Origin of the sequence: Azohydromonas lata, from assembly GCF_034427735.1 — a bacterium.
GTDB classification, from domain to species: domain Bacteria; phylum Pseudomonadota; class Gammaproteobacteria; order Burkholderiales; family Burkholderiaceae_C; genus Azohydromonas; species Azohydromonas lata.
Window position 1 is genome coordinate 72,562 of record NZ_JAXOJX010000028.1, and the last position, 20,305, is coordinate 92,866.

The 20,305-nt window shown below is 67.7% G+C and carries 16 protein-coding genes; 4 read left to right on the forward strand and 12 right to left on the reverse strand.

The genetic code is table 11. The annotated features are described in order from the left end of the window. Positions 1-15 precede the first annotated feature (15 nt). The 3 genes from SM757_RS17340 to SM757_RS17350 are packed head-to-tail and all read left to right on the forward strand — an operon-like array spanning position 16 to position 4,407. Entirely contained in the window at positions 16-1,527 is a 1,512-nt protein-coding gene (locus tag SM757_RS17340; RefSeq protein ID WP_322466442.1) for an aspartate aminotransferase family protein, read from the forward strand. 19 nt (positions 1,528-1,546) lie between these two features. After that, positions 1,547-3,064: an aldehyde dehydrogenase gene (locus SM757_RS17345; protein WP_322466443.1), complete on the forward strand. Its 1,518-nt coding sequence runs from the start codon at positions 1,547-1,549 to the stop codon at positions 3,062-3,064. Beyond that, entirely contained in the window at positions 3,061-4,407 is a 1,347-nt protein-coding gene (locus SM757_RS17350; protein ID WP_322466444.1) for a glutamine synthetase family protein, read from the forward strand. Before SM757_RS17345 ends, SM757_RS17350 begins: the two co-directional genes overlap by 4 nt. 1 nt (position 4,408) lies before the next feature. On the opposite strand, the gene SM757_RS17355 is transcribed toward SM757_RS17350, so the two are convergent. The 4 genes from SM757_RS17355 to SM757_RS17370 form a co-directional block, all read right to left on the reverse strand. After that, positions 4,409-4,624 carry a hypothetical protein gene (locus tag SM757_RS17355; protein WP_322466445.1) on the reverse strand — a complete coding sequence of 72 codons (216 nt, stop codon included), beginning with the start codon at positions 4,622-4,624 and terminating at the stop codon, positions 4,409-4,411. Between the two features lie 331 nt (positions 4,625-4,955). Continuing rightward, a complete protein-coding gene (locus SM757_RS17360; RefSeq protein ID WP_322466446.1) occupies positions 4,956-5,954 on the reverse strand; it encodes an FAD:protein FMN transferase in 999 nt (332 codons plus the stop codon). A 5-nt stretch (positions 5,955-5,959) separates the two neighbouring features. After that, entirely contained in the window at positions 5,960-8,167 is a 2,208-nt protein-coding gene (locus SM757_RS17365; protein ID WP_322466447.1) for a 4Fe-4S binding protein, read from the reverse strand. Further along, positions 8,167-8,580 (reverse strand): carboxymuconolactone decarboxylase family protein, encoded by a 414-nt coding sequence (locus SM757_RS17370; RefSeq protein ID WP_322466448.1) that lies wholly within the window; start codon positions 8,578-8,580, stop codon positions 8,167-8,169. Before SM757_RS17370 ends, SM757_RS17365 begins: the two co-directional genes overlap by 1 nt. 541 nt (positions 8,581-9,121) lie before the next feature. On the opposite strand from SM757_RS17370, the gene SM757_RS17375 reads away from it, so the two are divergent. Further along, positions 9,122-10,099, forward strand: a complete 978-nt coding sequence (locus tag SM757_RS17375; protein WP_322466449.1) for a DMT family transporter — start codon at positions 9,122-9,124, stop codon at positions 10,097-10,099. Positions 10,100-10,140: 41 nt separating this feature from the next. Here SM757_RS17375 and SM757_RS17380 read toward each other — a convergent pair whose 3' ends face one another. The 8 genes from SM757_RS17380 to infB all read right to left on the reverse strand — a co-directional run. Next, positions 10,141-10,725: a hypothetical protein gene (locus SM757_RS17380; RefSeq protein ID WP_322466450.1), complete on the reverse strand. Its 585-nt coding sequence runs from the start codon at positions 10,723-10,725 to the stop codon at positions 10,141-10,143. Between the two features lie 162 nt (positions 10,726-10,887). Further along, the gene (locus tag SM757_RS17385; RefSeq protein ID WP_066335353.1) at positions 10,888-12,150 is read right to left on the reverse strand and encodes a phospholipase D-like domain-containing protein; all 1,263 of its coding nucleotides are present in this window, start codon (positions 12,148-12,150) and stop codon (positions 10,888-10,890) included. A 278-nt stretch (positions 12,151-12,428) separates the two neighbouring features. Continuing rightward, complete coding sequence (gene dusA, locus SM757_RS17390; protein ID WP_322466458.1) at positions 12,429-13,385, reverse strand: tRNA dihydrouridine(20/20a) synthase DusA; 957 nt, start codon at positions 13,383-13,385, stop codon at positions 12,429-12,431. Between the two features lie 240 nt (positions 13,386-13,625). Then, positions 13,626-14,543: a DMT family transporter gene (locus tag SM757_RS17395; RefSeq protein ID WP_066335347.1), complete on the reverse strand. Its 918-nt coding sequence runs from the start codon at positions 14,541-14,543 to the stop codon at positions 13,626-13,628. Positions 14,544-14,742: 199 nt separating this feature from the next. After that, positions 14,743-16,572 (reverse strand): translational GTPase TypA, encoded by a 1,830-nt coding sequence (gene typA / locus SM757_RS17400; protein ID WP_066335346.1) that lies wholly within the window; start codon positions 16,570-16,572, stop codon positions 14,743-14,745. Positions 16,573-16,585: 13 nt separating this feature from the next. Further along, positions 16,586-17,572, reverse strand: coding sequence for a tRNA pseudouridine(55) synthase TruB (gene truB / locus SM757_RS17405; RefSeq protein ID WP_066335345.1), 987 nt, complete (start codon positions 17,570-17,572; stop codon positions 16,586-16,588). Between the two features lie 4 nt (positions 17,573-17,576). Beyond that, positions 17,577-17,942 (reverse strand): 30S ribosome-binding factor RbfA, encoded by a 366-nt coding sequence (gene rbfA, locus SM757_RS17410; protein ID WP_066335341.1) that lies wholly within the window; start codon positions 17,940-17,942, stop codon positions 17,577-17,579. Positions 17,943-18,013: 71 nt separating this feature from the next. Further along, positions 18,014-20,305 (reverse strand): translation initiation factor IF-2 (gene infB / locus SM757_RS17415; RefSeq protein WP_322466451.1); only part of this gene is annotated, 2,292 nt, incomplete at its 5' end.

Consider the following 20,305-nt stretch of genomic DNA (forward strand, 5'->3'; position numbering starts at 1 on the left):
CGACTGGAGGAGTCCATGAGCAACACCGTGACCGACATCGCCAGCGCCGCCACCCTGCTCGACACCACGGCCGCCTCGGCGCTCGCGGCCGCGGGCGCTCCCCTGGGCGGCAGCCCGGGCGAGGACGGCGGCGCCAGCGGCGCATTCCGCGGCCGCAGCACGCGCGAGTGGCAGGCGGCGGACGCCGCGCACTTCCTGCACCCCTTCACCGACTTCAAGGCGCTGGCCGCGCGCGGCGCGCGCATCGTCACCCGCGGCGAGGGCATCTACCTCTGGGACAGCGAGGGGCACCGCATCCTGGACGCCATGTCGGGCCTGTGGTGCGTGAACGTCGGCTACGGGCAGCAGCCGCTGATAGACGCCGCCACGCGCCAGATGCAGGAGCTGCCCTTCTACAACGCCTTTTTCCAGACCAGCACGCCGCCGGCGATCGAGCTGGCCGAGTTGCTGGCCAAACTGGCGCCGCCGCAGTTCAAGCACGTGTTCTTCGCCAGCTCCGGCTCGGAGAGCAACGACACCGTGGTGCGCATGGTGCGCCGCTATTGGGCGCTGATGGGCCAGCCGCAGCGGCAGGTGATCATCAGCCGCTGGAACGGCTACCACGGCTCCACCATGGCCGGCGCCTCCTTGGGCGGCATGCCGGGCATGCACGAGCAAGGCGGGCTGCCCATTCCCGGCATCGTCCACATCGGCCAGCCGCACTGGTGGGAGCACGGCCGCGCGCTGGGCCTCTCGCGCGAGGAGTTCGGCCTCAAGGCCGCGCAGTGGCTGGAGGACAAGATCCTGGAAGTGGGCCCGGAGAACGTGGCCGCCTTCATCGGCGAGCCCGTGCAGGGCGCGGGCGGCGTGGTCGTCCCGCCGGACACCTACTGGCCGGAGATCCAGCGCATTTGCGACCGCTACGGCATCCTGCTGGTCAGCGACGAGGTGATCTGCGGCTTCGGCCGCACCGGCCACTGGTTCGGCTGCGAGCGCTTCGGCACCCGGCCGGACCTCATCACCTTCGCCAAGGGCGTGACCAGCGGCTACGTCCCCTTGGGCGGCGTGCTGGTGGGCGAGCGCGTGGCGCAGGCGCTGATCGAAAAGGGCGGCGAATTCACCCACGGCTACACCTACAGCGGCCACCCCGTGGCCTGCGCCGTGGGCGTGGCCAATTTGCAGCTCGTGCGCCGGCTGAAGCTGGTGGAGCGGGTGCGCGACGACACCGGCCCCTACATGGCCGAGCTGTACCAGCGCATTGCCGCGCACCCGCTGGTGGGCGAGGTGCAGAGCTGCGGCCTCATGGGGGCGATCACGCTGGTGCGGGACAAGGCGACCAACGCGCCCTTCCCGGCCGAGGTGGACATCGCCATGGTGTGCCGCGGTCATTGCTTCGGCAACGGGCTGATCATGCGCGCCGTGGGCGACCGCATGATCGTCGCGCCACCGCTGGTCATCACCCGCGCGCAGCTCGACGAGATGGCCGCGCTCATCCAGCGTTGCCTGGATTTGACCTTGGCCGACGCCACGCGCAACGGCTGGCTGTAAGCCCCAGGGAGCGCACGACATGAACCGACCCACCATCGACTGGCACGCCCGCGCCGCCGAGGTCCGGCCCGATGGCCGCTGTTTCATCGACGGCCAGCGCCGCGACGCCGCCTCCGGCGAGACCACTGTCAAGCGCTCGCCCGTGGACGGCCGCCTGCTGGGCGCTGTCGCCCGCGGCCAGGCGGCCGATGTGGACGCCGCCGTGCGCAGCGCCCGCGCCGCCTTCGACGACCGCCGCTGGGCCAGGCAGCCGCCGGCCGCGCGCAAGAAGGTGCTGCTGCGCTTCGCGGAGCTGGTGCTGGCCGCCCGCGAGGAGCTGGCCCTGCTGGAGACGCTGGACATGGGCAAGCCCATAGCCCACGCGCTCACGGTGGACGTGCCGGCCACGGCGCGCTGCATCGCCTGGTACGCCGAGGCGCTGGATAAACGCTATGACGAGATCGCGCCCACGGCGGAGACGGGCCTGGCGCTGATCACGCGCGAGCCCGTCGGCGTGGTCGGGGCCATCGTCCCGTGGAACTACCCCATGATCATGGCCGCCTGGAAGATCGCGCCGGCCCTGGCCATGGGCAACTCGCTGGTGCTCAAGCCCAGCGAGAAGTCGCCCTTCACCGCGCTGCGGCTGGCGGAGCTGGCGCTGCAGGCCGGGCTGCCGGCGGGCGTGTTCAACGTGGTCCCCGGCCACGGCGCGGAAGCCGGCGAGGCGCTGGCGCTGCACATGGACGTGGACGCCATCGGCTTCACCGGCTCCACCCGCACGGGGCGGCGCATGCTGGAGTACGCGGGACGCAGCAACCTCAAGCGCGTCTTCAACGAGCTGGGCGGCAAGTCGGCCTTCCTCGTCTTTCCCGACTGCGCCGACCTCGCCCGCGCCGCCGCCACCGCCGCGGGCAGCATGTATTTCAACCAGGGCGAGAGCTGCAATGCGCCCTCGCGCGTGCTGGTGCACGAGGCCATTGCGGACCAGTTCGCGGCGCTGCTGGCGGCCCAGGCCCCGCGCTACGCCCCGGGCGACCCGCTGGCGCCGGGCACGGCCATGGGCGCCATCGTGGACGAGCAGCAATTGCGCACCGTGCTGGGCTACATCCAGGCCGGGCAGGAGCAAGGCGCACGGCTGCTGGCCGGCGGCCGGCAGGTGCGGCTGGACAGCGGCGGCTACTACGTCGAGCCCACCCTCTTCGACGGCGTGCACAGCAGCATGCGCATCGCGCAGGAGGAAATCTTTGGGCCGGTGCAGGCCGTGCTGCGCTTCCGGGACGAGGCCGAGGCCGTGCGCCTGGCCAACGACACACCCTACGGCCTGCAGGCCAGCGTGTGGAGCGACCACCTGAGCCGCGCCCACCGCGTGGCGCGCGCGCTGCGCGCCGGCACCGTGCACGTCAACCAGTACGACGAGGACGACATCACCGTGCCCTTCGGCGGCTTCAAGCAAAGCGGCAACGGGCGGGACAAGTCGATGCACGCCTTCGACAAGTACACCGAGCTCAAGACCACCTGGGTGCGCATAGACCCGGCCAACGACGGAGGCAACGCATGAGAGACCTGCGCGAGCGGCTGAAGAAGCAGGGCATACACACCCTGCTGGTGCAGTTCACCGACCTGCATGGGGCGGCGCGCGGGAAGTTCGTGCCGCTGGCGCACCTGGACGACGTGCTCACCGACGGCGCCGGCTTTGCAGGCTCAGCCGTCTGGGGCGGCGCGCTGCCGCGCACGGGCCAGCGGGCGCGCTACCACGCGCGCGGGCAGGCGACGTCCATCCTGGCCCTGCCCTGGCTGCCAGGCGTGGCGCGCATCGTGGCCGACGGCTTCGTGGCCAACGAGCCCTTCGATGCCGACCCGCGCCAAGCGCTGCGCCGGGCGCTGGCGCCGCTGGCGGCGCAGGGCTGGCACTTGCGCGTGGGCCTGGAGCCGGAGTTCTTCCTGTTGCGCCGCGAAGGCGAGTTGCTCGTCCCGGCCGACGCCCACGAGCGGCTGGACAAGCCCAGCTACGACCTCAAGACGCTGCCGCGCCAGGCCGGCTACCTGCACGAGTTGCGCGAGGCGCTGGAGCGCTGCGGCGTGGACGTGCTGCAACTGGAGCATGCCGGGGGGCCCGGGCAGTACCAGATCGACTTCGGCCCGGTAGATGCGCTGGCCTGTGCCGACCAGTTCATGCTCTTCAAGCAGGCGGCGCACGCCATCGCGCAGCAGCACGGCATGCTGTTTTCGCTGATGCCCAAGCCGTTCGCGGAGCAGCCCGGCAGCGACATGCACGTGCATGTGTCGCTGTGGGAGGGCGAAGGCGTGGACGCGGTGAGCCTGTTCACGCCGCACCTGCCCGACGGCGCGGTGGACCGCGGGCGCCCGCTGTCGCTGATGGGGCGGCATTTCGTGGGCGGCGTGTTGGCGCACAGCGCGGCACTGTGCGCCCTGGCCGCGCCCACGGTGAACTCCTACAAGCGCCTGGGCCCAACGACCTATGGTGCCGGCGACGCGCCCAAGTTCATCGCGCACGGCCTGGACAACCGCACGGCGCTGGTGCGCACGCTGCACGGCCTTTTCGAATGGCGGCTGCCGGATGCGAGCGCCAATCCCTACCTGATGCTGGCCGGGCTGGTGGCCGCCGGGCTGGACGGGCTGGAACGCCGCCTGGACCCCGGCCCCGACGTGGACCTGGACCTGCTGGACGCCCCGCCGCAAGTGATTTCCGAACTCGCCCTGCGCGCCGTGCCGCACAGCCTGGCCCAGGCGCTGGATGCGCTGGAAGCCGACGAGATATTGGTCAAGGCGCTGTCACCCGCTCTGGTGCACGAGTTCGTGAGGCTCAAGCGTGAAGAGTGGGCGGAATACACGCGGCACGTGAGTGCGTGGGAGTTGGAGAGGTATGTGGATGCGTTTTAATTTAGAGGGCACTTCCTGAACAGAAGGTTTCAATCAGAAAACCCAAGCCCCAACTGGTAATAATCAAATCCACCGTCGAGACCACCCAAACAATCCGCCAAAAAACCCTTAGTTTTCCTGAATACACGGCATCCAATAAATCGTCCTGCATTTTACCGGCAAACTCGCCCACGGCCAGTTTCTGGAATGGCGGAAACGTCCACGCGCTCGTCGGCATGCAATACTTTTTCCGCCCCGGTGGACGCATCAATTTCCAGTACGACCACACGGTCCCGGCCCTTGTTGGAAAGCAGGAAAAAGCGGTTGCCCTTTTCACTGAAGCCGACAAATTCCCAAAGCCAAGCCACTCCAACACCTGCTTCGCCCCTTGCCCATATCTGTTTACTTTTCCGTGTTGTCGCTCAACTGCATTATTTTAAAATTGCGTTTCTTCCCGTTTTTCCTTATTCCAGCCCGCCAAGCTGTGAAGCTTTGCGGGCGGTGTGGCCGGGTGGGCCGGTATCCCTGCCGGGCCGGCCCACCGCGTCATGCGCGGTTTGCGGGGCGGGTCAGGCCGCCTGCAATTTGAGCCCTTCGGTGGCCTGCCACTTGCCGGACTTGTCCACCACCAGTACATCCACCTGCCATGCACGGGCCAGGCGCAGGGCCTCCTGACCGCCGGCGTTGAGCATGACCTTGGTCAGGGCATCCGCCAGGGCGCAACTCGGCGCCGCAACCGTGACGCTGGACAAGCCGGTCGGGGAGTAGCCGGTGCGCGGATCGAACACGTGGTGGTGCCGATGGTCGGCGCTGAAGAAGGTTTCGCTGTCTGACGAGGTCGCGACGCTGCGCCCGTCCATGGCCAGCCGGCCCAGGAGGGCTTGAGCCTCATGCGGGTCGGCAATGCCCAGCAGCCAGGGGCGATCCGGTTCAGGACGGCCCAGGGCCGACCATTCGCCCGTGTTGATCAGCGCATGCCGGATGCCGCGGCTCTCCAGCCCGGAACGCACCAGGCCCGCCGCAAAGCCCTGCGCGATACCGTTGAGCGTGACCGCCATGCCGGGCCCGCCCAGGCGGATCTCCTGGGGCGACACCTGCAGCCTGCGCCAGCCGACGGCAGCCCGCGCCTGCGCGACGGCCGTGGCCGACGGCAGCGTGCCCCGGCGCTGGGCCGCTTCGAACACGGTCCACAGGGGCTGCACCGTGACGTCGAAGGCTCCGCTGCTGCGCGCCGAGATGCCTTGAGCCAGTTGGAACACCTGGAGCAGGTCTGGGTCCGGATCGCGCAGCACGCCGTCGCGGTTGAGGCGGCTGACGGCGCTGTCCGGGTTGAACAGGCTCATCTGATCCTCGACATGGCGGACGACCCGCACGGCGGCGTCCAGCGCCTGATCGGCTTGGGCCGCTTTGGCGTGGGCCACCCGCAAGGACAACACCGTGCCGAAGCCGACCAAGCTGCGCTCACGCCATTGCAGCGGGGCGGTGGCCGGCATCGCCGCGCCGGCGGGGCCCAAGCCTCCCAGAGCACCCAGGCCCAGGCTGGATTGGAGAAATACACGACGCTTCATGGGATTCATCCTTGGACCGGTGCCACGGTTTCTTTTTCCACCGCCGCCGCGATGGGAATTTGGCGGGCGGCCTTCCTGTTCATGGCAATCAGCGGCACGCACAACTGTTCGCTCTGGAAAATGGCCACGCAATCCAGGCACTGGAAGCATTCGTTGTAGTTGATGCCTCCGGATTTCGGGATGGCCTTGTACGCGCAGTCATTGCGGCAGCGCTGGCAGGGCGTGCCGCATTCCGTGCGCCGCGCGATCCAGTCGAAGCGGCGCAGGCGCCCGAAAATCGCCATGCCCGCCCCCAGCGGGCAGAGATAACGGCAGTAACCCTTGTAGACGAACGCACTCAGCGCCAGCAGGCCGCCAGCCCAGGCCACGAAAGGCCAGTCACGGGCGAATACCAGCGTGATGCTCGTCTTGAAGGGCTCGACCTCGACCAGACGGTCGGTCCAGGGCACTGAAACGCAGGCCGTCACCACGATGGCGGCCAGCACGGCGTACTTGATTTTCTTGAGCTGCGCGTCGGCCCGCTCCGATATGCGCCATTGCGGCAGGCGCAGCGGCTTCACCACCTTGCTCACCAGCTCCTGCAGGGCGCCAAAGGGACAGAGCCAGCCGCAGAAAGTACCGCGCCCCCACACGAAGAACGTGATGGCGACGAAGGCCCACAGGCTGACCGTCATCGGGTCGTACAGGAAGAAGTCCAGGTTGCGCCCGGCCATCACGGCCTGCACCAGGGCGGTGATATTGACAATGGACAACTGCCCCTGCGCATACCAGCCGATGAAGGCCACGGTGAACAGCAGATAGCCGGTGCGGAAAAAGGCCAGCCGGCGCGAGTTCTGCGACAGCCACAGCTGGTTGCGCAGCGCCCAGGCCAGGACGCCCAGGCCAATGGCCAGCAGCGCCACTTCGCCGACGCGCGTGCGCCAACTCGTGCGCCAGGTCTTGTCGTTGCTGCTGGCCGCCTCGAAATATTTGGCGGGCAATTGGGCATCGAACCCCAAGGTCTTGGTGACCCGCTCCGGATAAATCTGGCCCTTGCTGCGCGTGACGTGCAGGTTGAAATTCAGCGCCTGGGCCGGATCGAGCCCGGCCGGCGCGATGACGCGGAAGGCCCGCCACTCGGCCGCGCGCAGCGATGGCGGCAGTTTCAGATCCACGTCCAGGTCCAGGTCGCGGATTTCCAGCGGCAGGTTCTGCTGCTGCAGCGTCAAGCGGTCGGGGACGGCACCGCGGACGAAATCCTCGCCCAGCATCGAATAACGGCCGCTGGCGACCAGCAGCAGGGCATGGTCCCCCTCCTCCAGCCGCGACTGCATGAATTTCCAGCCCGCCGGCGTCAGCAGGTTGCGGCCCACGGACGGCACGTTCAGGTAGGCGAAATACACGTCGACGAAGCTGTCGTCCCCGTGCCTGGTGCCTTGCTCGTCCAGGCCCTCGCCCACGGTGCCCTTGAAGGCCGCTTCCACATCGCGATTGCGGAAGGTCTTGCGTGTGATCAGGCCCGCCTTGACCATCTCGTCCCAGCCCATCGACTCGAAAACGTCAGGTCTGAGGTGCGCCACGAGGTCGGGGTCGCGGCCTTCGGCATAACCCATCTTGGCCCGCGCCACCTTCAGCGAGGCCGCCAGCAGGCTCTGGTTGAGGATGCGCACCGAGGCGGTGGCCTTGGCCACGCCGTCGATGTAGACGTTTGCGCTGCCGGCCTTGCCGCCGCTGTTGAGGTTGGAGCCGATCTTGATGTTCTGCTTCAGCGACAGGCCCTTGTACTGATCTACGAAGCGGTGCATGGGGCCTTCCCCCAAGCCGTCGAGAAATACCGGCTCGTGCTGCGACAGCACCCGCACGTCCATGAATTCGCCCTTGGTGGTGATCGCAACCAGGAGGTTGTAGGGCGTGCCGGAGAAACCCGGGATGGGCGCCAGATCGATGGATTCGAAAACGTAGGCGATGACCGGCGTGGAGGTGGCGTCCTGTTTCAGGATGGGCCAGACCGGCAGGTCGCGGTCCTTTTCGCCGACGATCAGTGGCGACGGAAAGGCTTTCTCCATCAGCTCGCGGTTCATCACGCCGGCATGGGCCGGCGTCGCACAGAGCAGCCCAGCCCAGCCCGCCAGAACGGCCACCAGGGCCATCCACCAAGAGCAGGCGGTGCGCATCAGGCCGGCACGTGCCGCCACGCGGCCTCGCCAGCTCGTGCCCAAGGAGAGCAACTGCATCACGCGCTCTCCTTGCACGGAGCTTCGACTTCCTTCAAGACCGAGCCGAAAGTGGCGAAAGCATTCAGCGCCGCGGGGAAACCGCTGTAGACGGCGGTCATCATGAGGACTTCGATCAATTCGTCGCGGGTGCAGCCGACCTTGATGGCGGCATGCAGGTGCAGCCGCAGTTGCGGCTGCGCATGCCCCAGCGCGGCAATGGCCGAGACGATGGCCGGTTCCCGCCGCCTGCTGTCCAGTGCCGGGCGGGAATAAACATCGCCGAAAGGAAATTGCACCAGCTGGCGCGCAAATTCAGAAGATATGTCGAGAAGGCTCTTATAGAAATCCTGCAAAATCCCTTGGTCGATCTCCTTGATTTTCTCCCAGCCCTTCTTGAAACGCTCGTCGCACAATGGCACTTCACACATCATGTTCAATTTTTATCCCTCTGTTTTATCGGCATAAAATACCGTCCACGCCAAACACGGACCCATTTGCAATCCGTCTTGGTGCGCTTTGCAAACCCCTCAGTCCATCCTTTATTGCCAACAGATACATTGAGCAACAAATACTACACGCTTTCGGCAAAAGCCCCCTTCAAAACAGCATTCCCAAAAACCCAGCCATTAAGGAACAGGGCTCAAGAACATCGCCAGTGAAAACCCGAATTAATGTGAAGCGTGAATCAGAAACAGTGCCAAGCTGAAGCATCAACGCTGTCGGGCCGCACAGAAGCCGACGCCGCCACGGCTTTTCCTTGTCTCACGCTGCTCCAGGAGCAACACCTTGACTGGAATTTGAGGCATGTCAAATAAAACTGACCCATGGCCAAGCAGGCCAGGAAAAATGGGTCCTGCAGGACTTTGCATTCCCGCTTTGACATTTATTTGAAGCCGGCCTTTGCGGCGTGACGTGGTCCACTGCTCTCTGGGGCACACTCCCTGCCCGCAGTTCCCCGCTACGCAGCACCCGATGTCCCCATCGCAGCCCACCCGCCAGCCGGCCCACCTTCCCCTCGTTTCCTGCCTCTTCCTCGCCGCCAGCATGACCCTGGTCGGCAGCTACGTCGGCCTGTCGAAACTGCTGGTGGCGGTGTTCCCGGTGTTCCTGCTGGCGTGGCTGCGCTTCGGCATCGCGGCGGTGGCCATGGCGGGGTGGATGCGCAAGCCGGCCGATGAGCCCACGCTCGGCCCCGCCGAGAAACGGCTGCTGTTCGCGCAAAGCCTGTTCGGCAACTTCCTGTTTTCCATCTGCATGCTCTTTGGCGTGCAGGCGACTTCGGCGCTGGCCGCGGGCGTGACCATGGCGGGCATCCCGGCGGCGGTGGCGCTTCTTTCCTGGGTGATGCTCAAGGAGCGCATCACGCCGCGCTCGGCTGCGGGCATCGCCTGCGCGGTGGGCGGCATCGCGCTGCTGGCCTTCGCGCGCAACGCGCCGGGCACGGCCTCGGCCCCGTGGTGGGGCTATGTGCTGCTGCTGGCGGCGGTGTTCTGCGAGGCGAGCTACGTGGTGATCGGCAAGCGGCTCACGGCCAGCCTGTCACCGCGGCGCATCAGCGCGCTCATCAACGCCTGGGGCCTGGCGCTGGTGACGCCGCTGGGCCTGTGGCAGGCGCTGTCCTTCGATTTCACCCAGGTGTCGGCCGGCTCGTGGGGGCTGCTGGTGTTCTATGCACTGGCGGCCAGCATGGTCAGCGTCTGGCTGTGGATGCAGGGCCTCAAACGCGTGCCGGCGCAGCAGGCCGGGGTGTTCACGGTGATGCTGCCGCTCTCAGCCGCCGCCATCGGCGTGCTGCTCCTGGGCGAACACATGACGGCCGCGCACGCGCTGGCCTGCGCGCTGGCCCTGGCCGGGCTGCTGCTGGCAACCTGGCCGTCGCGCGTGCTGCCGGGCACCGCCTCCAACAGTGCGAAGCACCCCCCAGCGCCAGCGGCCGACAAAGTGGGGTAAGCGGCGCGGGCGTTGCGGACGCCGCAGCAGCCTCACCTGGGTTACAGCGCCGCCGCCTGCCGGGCCACCGTACCGACGCCGGTGCGCATGGCTTCTTTGGCCAGTTCCGGGTTGGAAAGCAGCAGCTCACGGCTTGGGAAATTGAAGCGTGCATCGCTCTGGGAATGCGTCGTTCTCGGCATGGGCTTGGTGGAATAGGAAAAAGCGTCCGAGAAATAGGTTTCGCCACAATCGCTTGAAAGCATCTTGACCTTGGCATACGAAACCGGCTGGACGGCATCGGACACGGCATAGCCGGACGAAATACTGCTGACCATTACCGCATCGTATTTTCCGGCAATGCTGGCACAATCAGTTTCCTGCGCATCCTTTTTCATGGGCAACTCCGGCACCAGCATCGCCTGATATCCCTTGGATTGCAGAGACAACAGCAAGCTCTCGTTCCAATGCTGAGCAATGGCAGGCCGGGTGGGCTTGATGGCCGTCGTGAATTCGTTGGTTGCCGTTTCATACCGGGACGATTCAATGCCGGCCAACACCGCACCGCCAAGAGCACCAAAGGCATGAAGCAAGGCGCCACCCGGCAACTGACCGGGATTCAAAGGGTATTTTTCAGGCTCGGGCACGGTAATCAATGCGACCGTCTTGATTTTCTGCTTGGATTCGGCCGACAGCGGGGTTTTATTGGGAGCTGTCGCACTCCCTTATTCAGCCCAGGGAAAATACCCGAGCGGTATCAGGCAGGTGGACGACGCACGGGCGGCGGGCGCCGCCAGCGCACACCGCCGCTACAACTGCGTCCGCAGCAGCGCGGCCGCGTGCTCGATGAGCTTTTCCTGCAGCGGGCGCCCACGCCATGCCTCCAGCGTCACCGGGCGGCTGCGCGCCCAATCGGCCTCGAACACGTCCACCAGCCGCTGAGCAAAAGCGGTGTCCAGCACGTTGAGGTTGGCCTCGTCGTTGAGGCGGAAGCTGCGGTTGTCGAAGTTGGTGGACCCCACCGACACCAGCAGCGAGTCCACCACCAGCACCTTGCAATGGAACATGGTGGGCTGGTACTCCGCCATTTCCACGCCTGCCTCCAGCAGCGGGCCCCAGCGTGCACGCGAGGCGCGGCGCACGGTGTCGGCGTCTATCAGTGGCCCCGGCGTGATGATGCGCACCTTCACGCCGCGCCGGGCAGCGTCGGCCAGGGCCTGCACGGCCAGGTCGTCCGGGACGAAGTAGCTGCTGGAGAGGTGGATGGTGTGCCTCGCCGCCGTGATGGCCATGAGGTACATGAGGTGCATGCTCTCGCTGCCGCCCGTGGGCGAGCTGCTGAACATCTGCGCGGGCTGGCCGTCCGCAGGCCCAAGCGCCGGGAAGTAGCGCTCGCCGTGCAGCACGCGGCCCGTGGCCTTGATCCAGTTGTCGGTGAAGACGGCCTGCATCTGCGCCACCACCGGGCCTTCCACGCGGAAGTGCGTGTCGCGCCAGTGCTTCTCGTCCTGCGCGTGGCCGTCCCACTCGTCGGCGATGCCCACGCCGCCGGTGAAGCCCACGCGCCCGTCCACCACCAGCAGCTTGCGGTGCGTGCGCTGGTTCAGCCGCGCTAGGTGCGACCAGTGGGGCTTGTGGTAGCGCTCGACCTCCACGCCGGCGTCGTGCATCTGCTTCAGGTAGCGCTCCTCCATCTTCATGGTGCCCACCCAGTCCAGCAGCACGTGCACCTTGACGCCCGCGCGCGAGCGCTCAGCCAGCGCCTCGGCGAAGCGGTCGCCGATGTCGCCGGACCAGTAGATGAAGGTCTCGAAGGTGATGCTCTCGCGCGCGCCCTGGATGGCGCCCAGCATGGCCGGGAAGATCTGCTCGCCGTTGAGCAGCGCCTGCACCCGGTTGCCTTCCAGCATGGGCGGGCCCAGCAACACGCTCATGGAGCGGCGGAACTGGGGGTCACCGGTGTCGTAGAGGCGTTCGAGCTGTTCCTGGATGCGCTTTTCGCCGGACATGAGGTTCATGGCGACGAAGGCCACCAGCAGCGTTGCCAGAACGCTAAGGAGGATGGTCCACATGGTGCGGCGCCTCATGTGCGCCGGCAGCGGCGTGGACGGGCCGCTTCGGTTTTTTTCATGTTGCCTTCTCCATCGCCCACCCCGCGGCGGGCTGCCGCGGCGGCGTGGCTGCGGGTTCACGGCGCGTCCACGCGCGCCGGTCCGACTGAGACGGACCCAGGCAGGCGCCGGGCCCGCCCAGGCCCCTGGATGGATGGGGAAGGCGTCCCCTGGCGCACGAAACCGGCCGCAAACGTGCGTGCGGCGCGGGTCCAGCGCTGGCTCAGAGCGGGTTCGGCTTAGGCGAGCGCGGCCGACGGCTGTGCGGCGGGCCGCTGCGCTTGGCGCCAGACCTCGTGCGGCGGCTGGCCCTTGAGGCGGTGGTCGCTCCACACCTGGCGCCAGCGGCGCGCGCCGGGCATGCCGTTCCACAGGCCCAGCATGTGGCGGGCGACGTGGGCCCAGGCCACGCCCTTGGGCGCCTGGTGGGCCATGTACTCGACCATGAGCGCCTCGATGGCGGCCCGGTCGTGCGGCGTGGCGGGGGCGTCGCCGAAGAAGCGCGCGTCCCAGTCGGCCATGCACCAGGGCTCGTGGTAGGCCTGGCGGCCCACCATCACGCCGTCCACGTGGCGCAGGTGCTCGGCGATCTGCTCGTCGCTGCCCACGCCGCCGTTGAGGGCGATGGTGAGCGTCGGGAAGTCGCGCTTGAGCCGGTAGACGAACTCGTAGCGCAGCGGCGGGATGTCGCGGTTTTCCTTGGGGCTCAGGCCCTGGAGCCAGGCGTTGCGGGCGTGGACGATGAAGACCTCGCAGCCCGCCTCGGCCACGGTGCCCACGAAGTCGCGCACGAAGTCGTAGGACTCGATGCGGTCGATGCCGATGCGGTGCTTGACGGTGACGGGGATGTCCACCACGTCGCGCATGGCCTTGACGCCATCGGCCACGAGCGGGGCTTCGTTCATCAGGCAGGCGCCGAAGGCGCCGCGCTGCACGCGCTCGCTGGGACAGCCGCAGTTGAGGTTGACCTCGTCGTAGCCCCAGTCCTGGGCGAGCTTGGCGCAGGCGGCGAGGTCGGCCGGCTCGCTGCCGCCGAGCTGCAGCGCGAGCGGGTGCTCCTCGGGGTTGAAGTCCAGGTGGCGCGGGCGGTCGCCGTGCAGCAGCGCGCCGGTGGTCACCATCTCGGTGTAGAGCCGGGTGTGGCGCGTGATGAGGCGGTGGAAGTAGCGGCAGTGGCGGTCAGTCCAGTCCAGCATGGGGGCAACGGACAGGCGCCAGGGGTTCACTACGGCGGGAGCGGCAGTGGCGGCGGTAGCGGCGGAAATGGGGGTGGAGGCTGCGGAGTTCACGGGCCGGATTGTCCCCGGGCCGGGCTGCCCGCCGCCGGGCGGCGGCTATTTCTTCAATAAACCCTTGTCCACGGCTTCACGCAGCAGGGCATGAAGCGGGTCTGCCAGGCAGGGCCGCAGTGGCTTTGAAGGCTTGGCGTTTCCGGTTCAGGCCCGTGCCCGCGCGCCTTCCACCGCCCCGCCCTGCCGCATCCCCAGCGCCGCATCCAAGGCCAGCGCTCCCAGCACCACCGTCCCGCCAGCCAGCACCGAGGGCGCCGGCGTCTCGCCCGCGCCCAACCAGGCCCACAGCACGCCGAACAGCACTTCCAGCAGGCCCAGCAGCGACATTTCCGGCGCGTGCAGCACGCGCGAAACGGCCACGCACAGCAGGCAGGGCACGGCCAGTTGCAGCGCGCCCAACATCGCCAGCCAGCCCAGGTCGGCGGCCGTGGCCTGGAACGGCGCGGCCAGCGGCAGCGTGGTGGCGGCGGAGATCAGCGCGCCGATGAGCACGGCGGGCAGCATGTCGCCGCCGCCGGCCTGGTCGGCGCCGTGGCGGCGGCTGTACTGCAGCGCCGTCCAGTTGGTGGCCGCGGCCACGGGCACGGCCAGCGCCACGGCGATACCGGCCAGCGCCCGCGCGTCGCTGTGCAGCAGCTCATTGCCGTACATCCAGGCGATGCCCGCGCCGGCCAGAAAGATGGCGAGCCACGTGCGCGTGGCAAGCCGGTGGTGCAGCACGAAGCGCGACAGCAGCGCCGTGAACAGCGGGCCCAGCGCCATGGTCACCAGCACATTGGCCACCGTCGTGAGCGTGAGCGCCACCATGAAGGCGGTGAACATCACGCTCCAGCACAGGCCGGAGAGCCACAGCGCGCGCCCACCCCCTCGCAGCGTGGCCCACACGGCGCGCGGGCCGCGCAGCACGGCCAGCAGCACGCCCAGCGCCACGGCGTTGAAGGCGCTGCGCCAGAAGGTGACCTCGAAGCTGGCCGCGCTGTCCAGGTGCCGCGTCACCACGCCCGCAATGCTCCACAGCAGGGTGACCAGCAGCATGGTGGCGATGCCTTGGCGGTGGGTCATGGCGCGGACGGATCCTGAGAAATGAAAAACGTGGTCTTAGAGTGAGCCCAATGGAAGGCGCACCGTCGCAGCAGATGAGGCGCCCAAAGAAAGAGGGCCGCTGGAAGCGGCCCAGGCGTCATTCAAGCTGGAACCCCCGCTTGGCGGGGGGCTGGGGGGTACCTAAGGACAGGACCCCCGGTGCTTGAGCGCGCAGCGATCAAGCACCTTCCCGCTGCGCACGCTTGCGGTCGTGTTCCTTCAGGTGGCGCTTGCGCAGGCGGATCGACTTCGGGGTGATTTCCACCAGCTCGTCGTCCTCGATGAACTCCACGCCGTACTCCAGCGTGCAGTCGATCGGGGGCGTGATCTTGATGGCGTCTTCCTTGCCGCTCACGCGGAAGTTGGTCAGCTGCTTGGTGCGCGTGGCGTTGACCACCAAGTCGTTGTCGCGGTTGTGCACGCCCACGATCATGCCCTCATACACCGGGTCGCCGGCCTTGACGAACATGCGGCCACGGTCGTCGAGCTTGCCCAGGGCGTAGGTGAAGATTTCACCGTCGTCCATGGAGATCAGCACGCCGTTCTTGCGGCCGCCCACGTCACCCTTGAAGGGCTCGTAGCCGTCGAAGAGGCTGCTGATCAGGCCGGAACCGCGCGTGAGGTTCAGGAACTCGTTGGAGAAGCCGATCAGGCCCCGCGCCGGGATGCGGTACTCCAGGCGCACGCGGCCACGGCCGTCCGGCTCCATGTTCACCAGCTCGCCCTTGCGCTCGCCCAGCGCCTGCATCACGCCGCCCTGGTGGCCTTCCTCGATGTCGGCCGTCACCAGCTCGATGGGCTCCATCTTCACGCCGTCGATCTCGCGGAACACCACGCGCGGCTTGGAGACGGCCAGCTCGTAGCCCTCACGGCGCATGTTCTCCAGCAGGATGGTCAGGTGCAGCTCGCCCCGGCCGGCGACTTCGAAGATGCCGTCCTCGTCCGTTTCCTTCACGCGCAGCGCGACGTTGCTCTGCAGTTCCTTTTGCAGGCGGTCCCAGATCTGGCGGCTGGTGACGTACTTGCCTTCGCGGCCCGCCAGCGGCGAGTTGTTGACACAGAAGTTCATGGTCAGCGTCGGCTCGTCGATCTTGAGCATGGGCAGCGGCGCCGGGTTGGCCGGGTCGGTGACCGTCACGCCGATGCCGATGTCCTCGATGCCGTTGATCAGCACGATGTCGCCCGGGCCGGCCTCAGTTACCTGGATCCGGTCCAGGCCCTGGAAGGTCAGCACCTGGTTGACGCGGCCCTTGATGGACTTGCCGTCCGGGCCTTCCATCACCAGCACGTCCATGGCCGGCTTGATCTTGCCGGCGTTGACGCGGCCCACACCGATGCGGCCCACGAAGCTGTTGTAGTCCAGCGCCGAGATCTGCAGCTGCAGCGGGGCGTCGGGGTCGCCCTGGTGCGCAGGCACGTGCTTGAGGATGGTGTTGAACAGGGCCGACATGTCGGGGCCCCACTGCTCGCCCGGCGTGCCCTCTTCCAGCGACGTCCAGCCGTTGATGCCGGAGGCGTAGACCACGGGGAAGTCAAGCTGCTCGTCGGTGGCGCCAAGCTTGTCGAACAGGTCGAAGGCGGCGTTGATCACCTTGTCGCAATTGGCACCGGGCTTGTCGACTTTGTTGACCACCACGATGGGCTTGAGGCCCAGGGCCAGCGCCTTCTTGGTCACGAAGCGCGTCTGGGGCATGGGGCCCTCTTGCGCGTCGATCAGCAGCACCACGCCGTCCACCATGGACAGGGCGCGCTCCACCTCGCCGCCGAAGTCGGCGTGGCCCGGGGTGTCCACGATGTTGATGTGCGTGCCTTCCCAGCTCACGGCGCAGTTCTTGGCCAGGATGGTGATGCCGCGCTCGCGTTCGATCGCGTTGCTGTCCATCACGGTGTCCACGACCTTTTCGTGCTCGGCAAAGGTGCCGGACTGGCGCAGGAGCTGGTCGACCATCGTGGTCTTGCCATGGTCGACGTGCGCGATGATGGCGATGTTGCGAATCTGGGTGCTCATAAAGAACGCTCTTTCAGGGATTCAGTGCGGCCTCTTGGGCCTGCGGCGCCGCGGCGCCTGGGGAAACATTCAGCAGGGACTGGACTTCAGGCGGACTGAGCAGCCGCTGTGCGATCAGCTCACCACCACGCACCAGCCCGGTGCCCAAGAAGGCCTGCGGCTCGGGGCCGTAGACGCGAACGGCCGGCGCGTCGGCATGGCTGACACGGCGGCGCAACCCGGAGAGGAAGCGCCCGGCCTCCTCCGCCGGCAAGCGAATTGCGGGCCAGTCCACCACCAGCGCGTCCGGCGGCTGCAGCAGCGCCAGGCGGGCACGCTCGTCCAGTGCCTGCAGCGCCTCCAGCGTGATGGAGCGCGACACCGTCAGCGCGCCGCTGCCGGTGCGGCGCAGCGCCGAGAGGTGCGCACCACAGCCGAGCAGCTCGCCCAGGTCTTGCGCCAGCGTGCGGATGTAGGTGCCCTTGCTGCAGCGCACGTCCAGAACCAGGGCGTCAGCCTGCCGGCTCAGGATGTCAATGGCGTGAATCGTGACCTGCCGCGGCGCGCGCTCGACCTCGATGCCGGCGCGCGCGTACTCGTACAGCGCCTTGCCGTCCTTCTTGAGCGCGGAGTGCATGGGCGGCACCTGCTCGATGGGGCCGGTCAGGCGCGCGAGGGCGGCGTCCAGCAGCGCCTGGTCCACCGCCACGGGGCGCTCGCTGACGATCTCGCCCTCGGCGTCGCCGGTGCTCGTCACCTGGCCCAGCTTGAGCGTGGCGGTGTAGCGCTTGTCGGCCTCCAGGCTGACCTGCGAAAACTTGGTCGCCGCGCCGAAGCACAGCGGCAAGAGGCCGGTGGCCAGCGGGTCCAGCGTGCCGGTGTGGCCGGCCTTCTCGGCCCGCAGCAGCCACTTGACCTTCTGCAGCGCGTCGTTGCTGGACCAGCCCAGCGGCTTGTCCAGCAACAACACGCCGTGCAGGGCACGGCGAGGTTGGCGGGGGGTGCGCGGAGCGCCGCTCATCGGGTCAATCCTCTTTGGCCCGCGTGGCGTTGGCCTGCGCGATGAGCGCGCCCAACTCGGCCGCGCGCTCGGTGGTGCGGTCGAACTGGAAATGCAGCGTGGGCACGGTGTGAATCTGCAGCCGCTTGAAGAGCGAATTGCGCAGGAAGCCGGCGGCCTCGTTCAGCGCGGCCTGCGTCTCCTGCGGGTCGCCCACCAGCAAGGAAAAGAACACCTTGGCGTGCGCGTAGTCGGGCGTGACCTCGACGGCATTGATGGTGACCATGCCTACGCGAGGGTCCTTCAGCTCGCGCACGAGCACGGCCACGTCGCGCTGGATCTGGTCGGCGATGCGAAAACTGCGGTTGGGGATGCTTCTCTTGTGTCGCATGGGGCACTCCTGAAGTGCGAACCCCGCCCATCGAGGGCGGGGCTGCGTTCAGGAAGGGACGGACAGCCGGTTTACAGCGTGCGCGCCACTTCCTTGATCTCGAACACTTCGATCTGATCGCCTTCGGCGATGTCGTTGTAGTTCTTGAGCTTGATGCCGCACTCGAAGCCTTCCTTGACCTCGCGCACGTCGTCCTTCATGCGGCGCACAGACTCGATCTCGCCCGTGTAGATGACCACGTTCTCGCGCAGCAGGCGGAAGCGCGCGTTGCGGCGCACCAGGCCGGAGGTGACCATGCAGCCCGCCACCGTGCCGATCTTGGAGGCGACGAACACGGTGCGGATCTCCGCCGTGCCCAGGGCCTCTTCCTTCTGCTCCGGCGCCAGCATCCCGGACATCGCGGCACGGATCTCGTCCACGGCGTCATAGATGATGTTGTAGTAGCGCAGGTCCACGCCGTTGTTCTCGGAGAGCTTGCGCGCACCGGCGTCGGCACGGACGTTGAAGCCCACGATCACCGCCTTGGAGGCGATGGCCAGGTTGACGTCGCTTTCGCTGATGCCGCCCACCGCCGCGTGGACGATCTGCACCTTGACCTCGTCGGTCGAGAGCTTGAGCAGCGAAGAAGCCAGCGCTTCCTGAGAACCTTGAACGTCGGCCTTGATGATCAGCGGCAGCGTCTGCACGTCGCCGGCGCCCATCTGCTCGAACATGTTCTCCAGCTTGGCGGCCTGCTGCTTGGCCAGCTTGACATCGCGGTACTTGCCCTGGCGGAAGGTGGCGATTTCACGGGCGCGGCGCTCGTCGGCCAGCACCATGAACTCGTCACCGGCCTGGGGCACCTCGGTCAGGCCCTGGATCTCGACCGGGATGGACGGACCGGCGGCCTCGGTGGCCTTGCCGTCCTCGTCCAGCATGGCGCGCACGCGGCCATAGCTGGAGCCGGCCAGCACCACGTCGCCCTTCTTGAGGGTGCCGCTTTGCACCAGCACGGTGGCCACGGGGCCGCGGCCCTTGTCCAGGCGGGCTTCGATCACCAGACCCTTGGCCAGCGTGTCCTCGGCAGCCTTGAGCTCCAGCACTTCGGCCTGCAGCAGCACCTGCTCCAGCAGGTCGTCGATGCCCTGGCCGGTGCGGGCCGAGACGGAGACGAAGGGCGAATCACCGCCGAACTCTTCCGGCACGACCTGCTCGGCCACCAGCTCGCTGCGCACGCGCTCCAGGTTGGAGTCGGGCTTGTCGATCTTGTTGATCGCCACCACCAGCGGCACGCCTGCGGCCTTGGCGTGGTGGATGGCTTCCTTGGTCTGGGGCATCACGCCGTCGTCAGCCGCCACCACCAGGATGACGATGTCGGTGGCCTTGGCGCCGCGGGCACGCATGGCCGTGAAGGCTTCGTGGCCCGGGGTGTCCAGGAAGGTGATGACGCCACGCGGCGTTTCGACGTGGTAGGCGCCGATGTGCTGCGTGATGCCGCCGGCTTCGCCCGCGGCCACGCGGGAGCGGCGGATGTAGTCCAGCAGCGAGGTCTTGCCGTGGTCCACGTGGCCCATGACGGTGACCACGGGGGCGCGGGGCTTTTGCTCGGCGGTGCTGGTGGCGGCGTCTTCTTCCAGGAAGGCTTCCGGATCGTCCAGCTTCGCGGCAAAGGCCTTGTGGCCCATTTCCTCGACCAGGATCATCGCGGTCTCCTGGTCCAGCTGCTGGTTGATGGTGACCATCTGGCCCAGCTTCATGAGCTGCTTGATGACCTCGGAGGCCTTGACGCTCATCTTGTGAGCGAGGTCGGCCACGCTGATGGTCTCAGGCACGTGCACTTCCTGCACTTGCGGCTCGTTGGGCGCCACGAAGTTGGAACCGCCGCGCTCGTCGCGATCACCGCCACGGCGTCCACCACGGGGCGAGCGCCAGCCGGGGCGAGCGCCACCGGCCGAGGCACCCGCCTCGGTACGGCCCTTGACGGCGCCGCGCTTCTTGGCGGCGTCGTCGGCCCAGCTGGAGGACAGCTTCTCGGACTTGACCGACTTCTTGTCGCCGGGCTTGGCCGCACCCGCAGCGGCCGTGGCCTGCGTGGTCGCCGGCGCACCGGGCTTGGCCGCGGGCTTGTGGATGGTGCCCTTGATGGGCGCGGGCGCCGGCTTGGGCTCCTCCTTCTTGGCCACGAGCACCTTCTTGGGTGCATTCATCATGGCGCGGATGGCGGCGGCCTCAGCCTCGGCGGCCTTGCGGCGGCGCTCCAGGTCGGCCAGGCGCTGCTTCTCGGCATCGGCCACTTCGGCAGCCTTCACCACGCGCAGCGCGGGCTTGGGCGGCTCGGCGGGCGCCGGGGCAGCAGCGGCCGGCGCAGGCGCGGCGGCCACGGG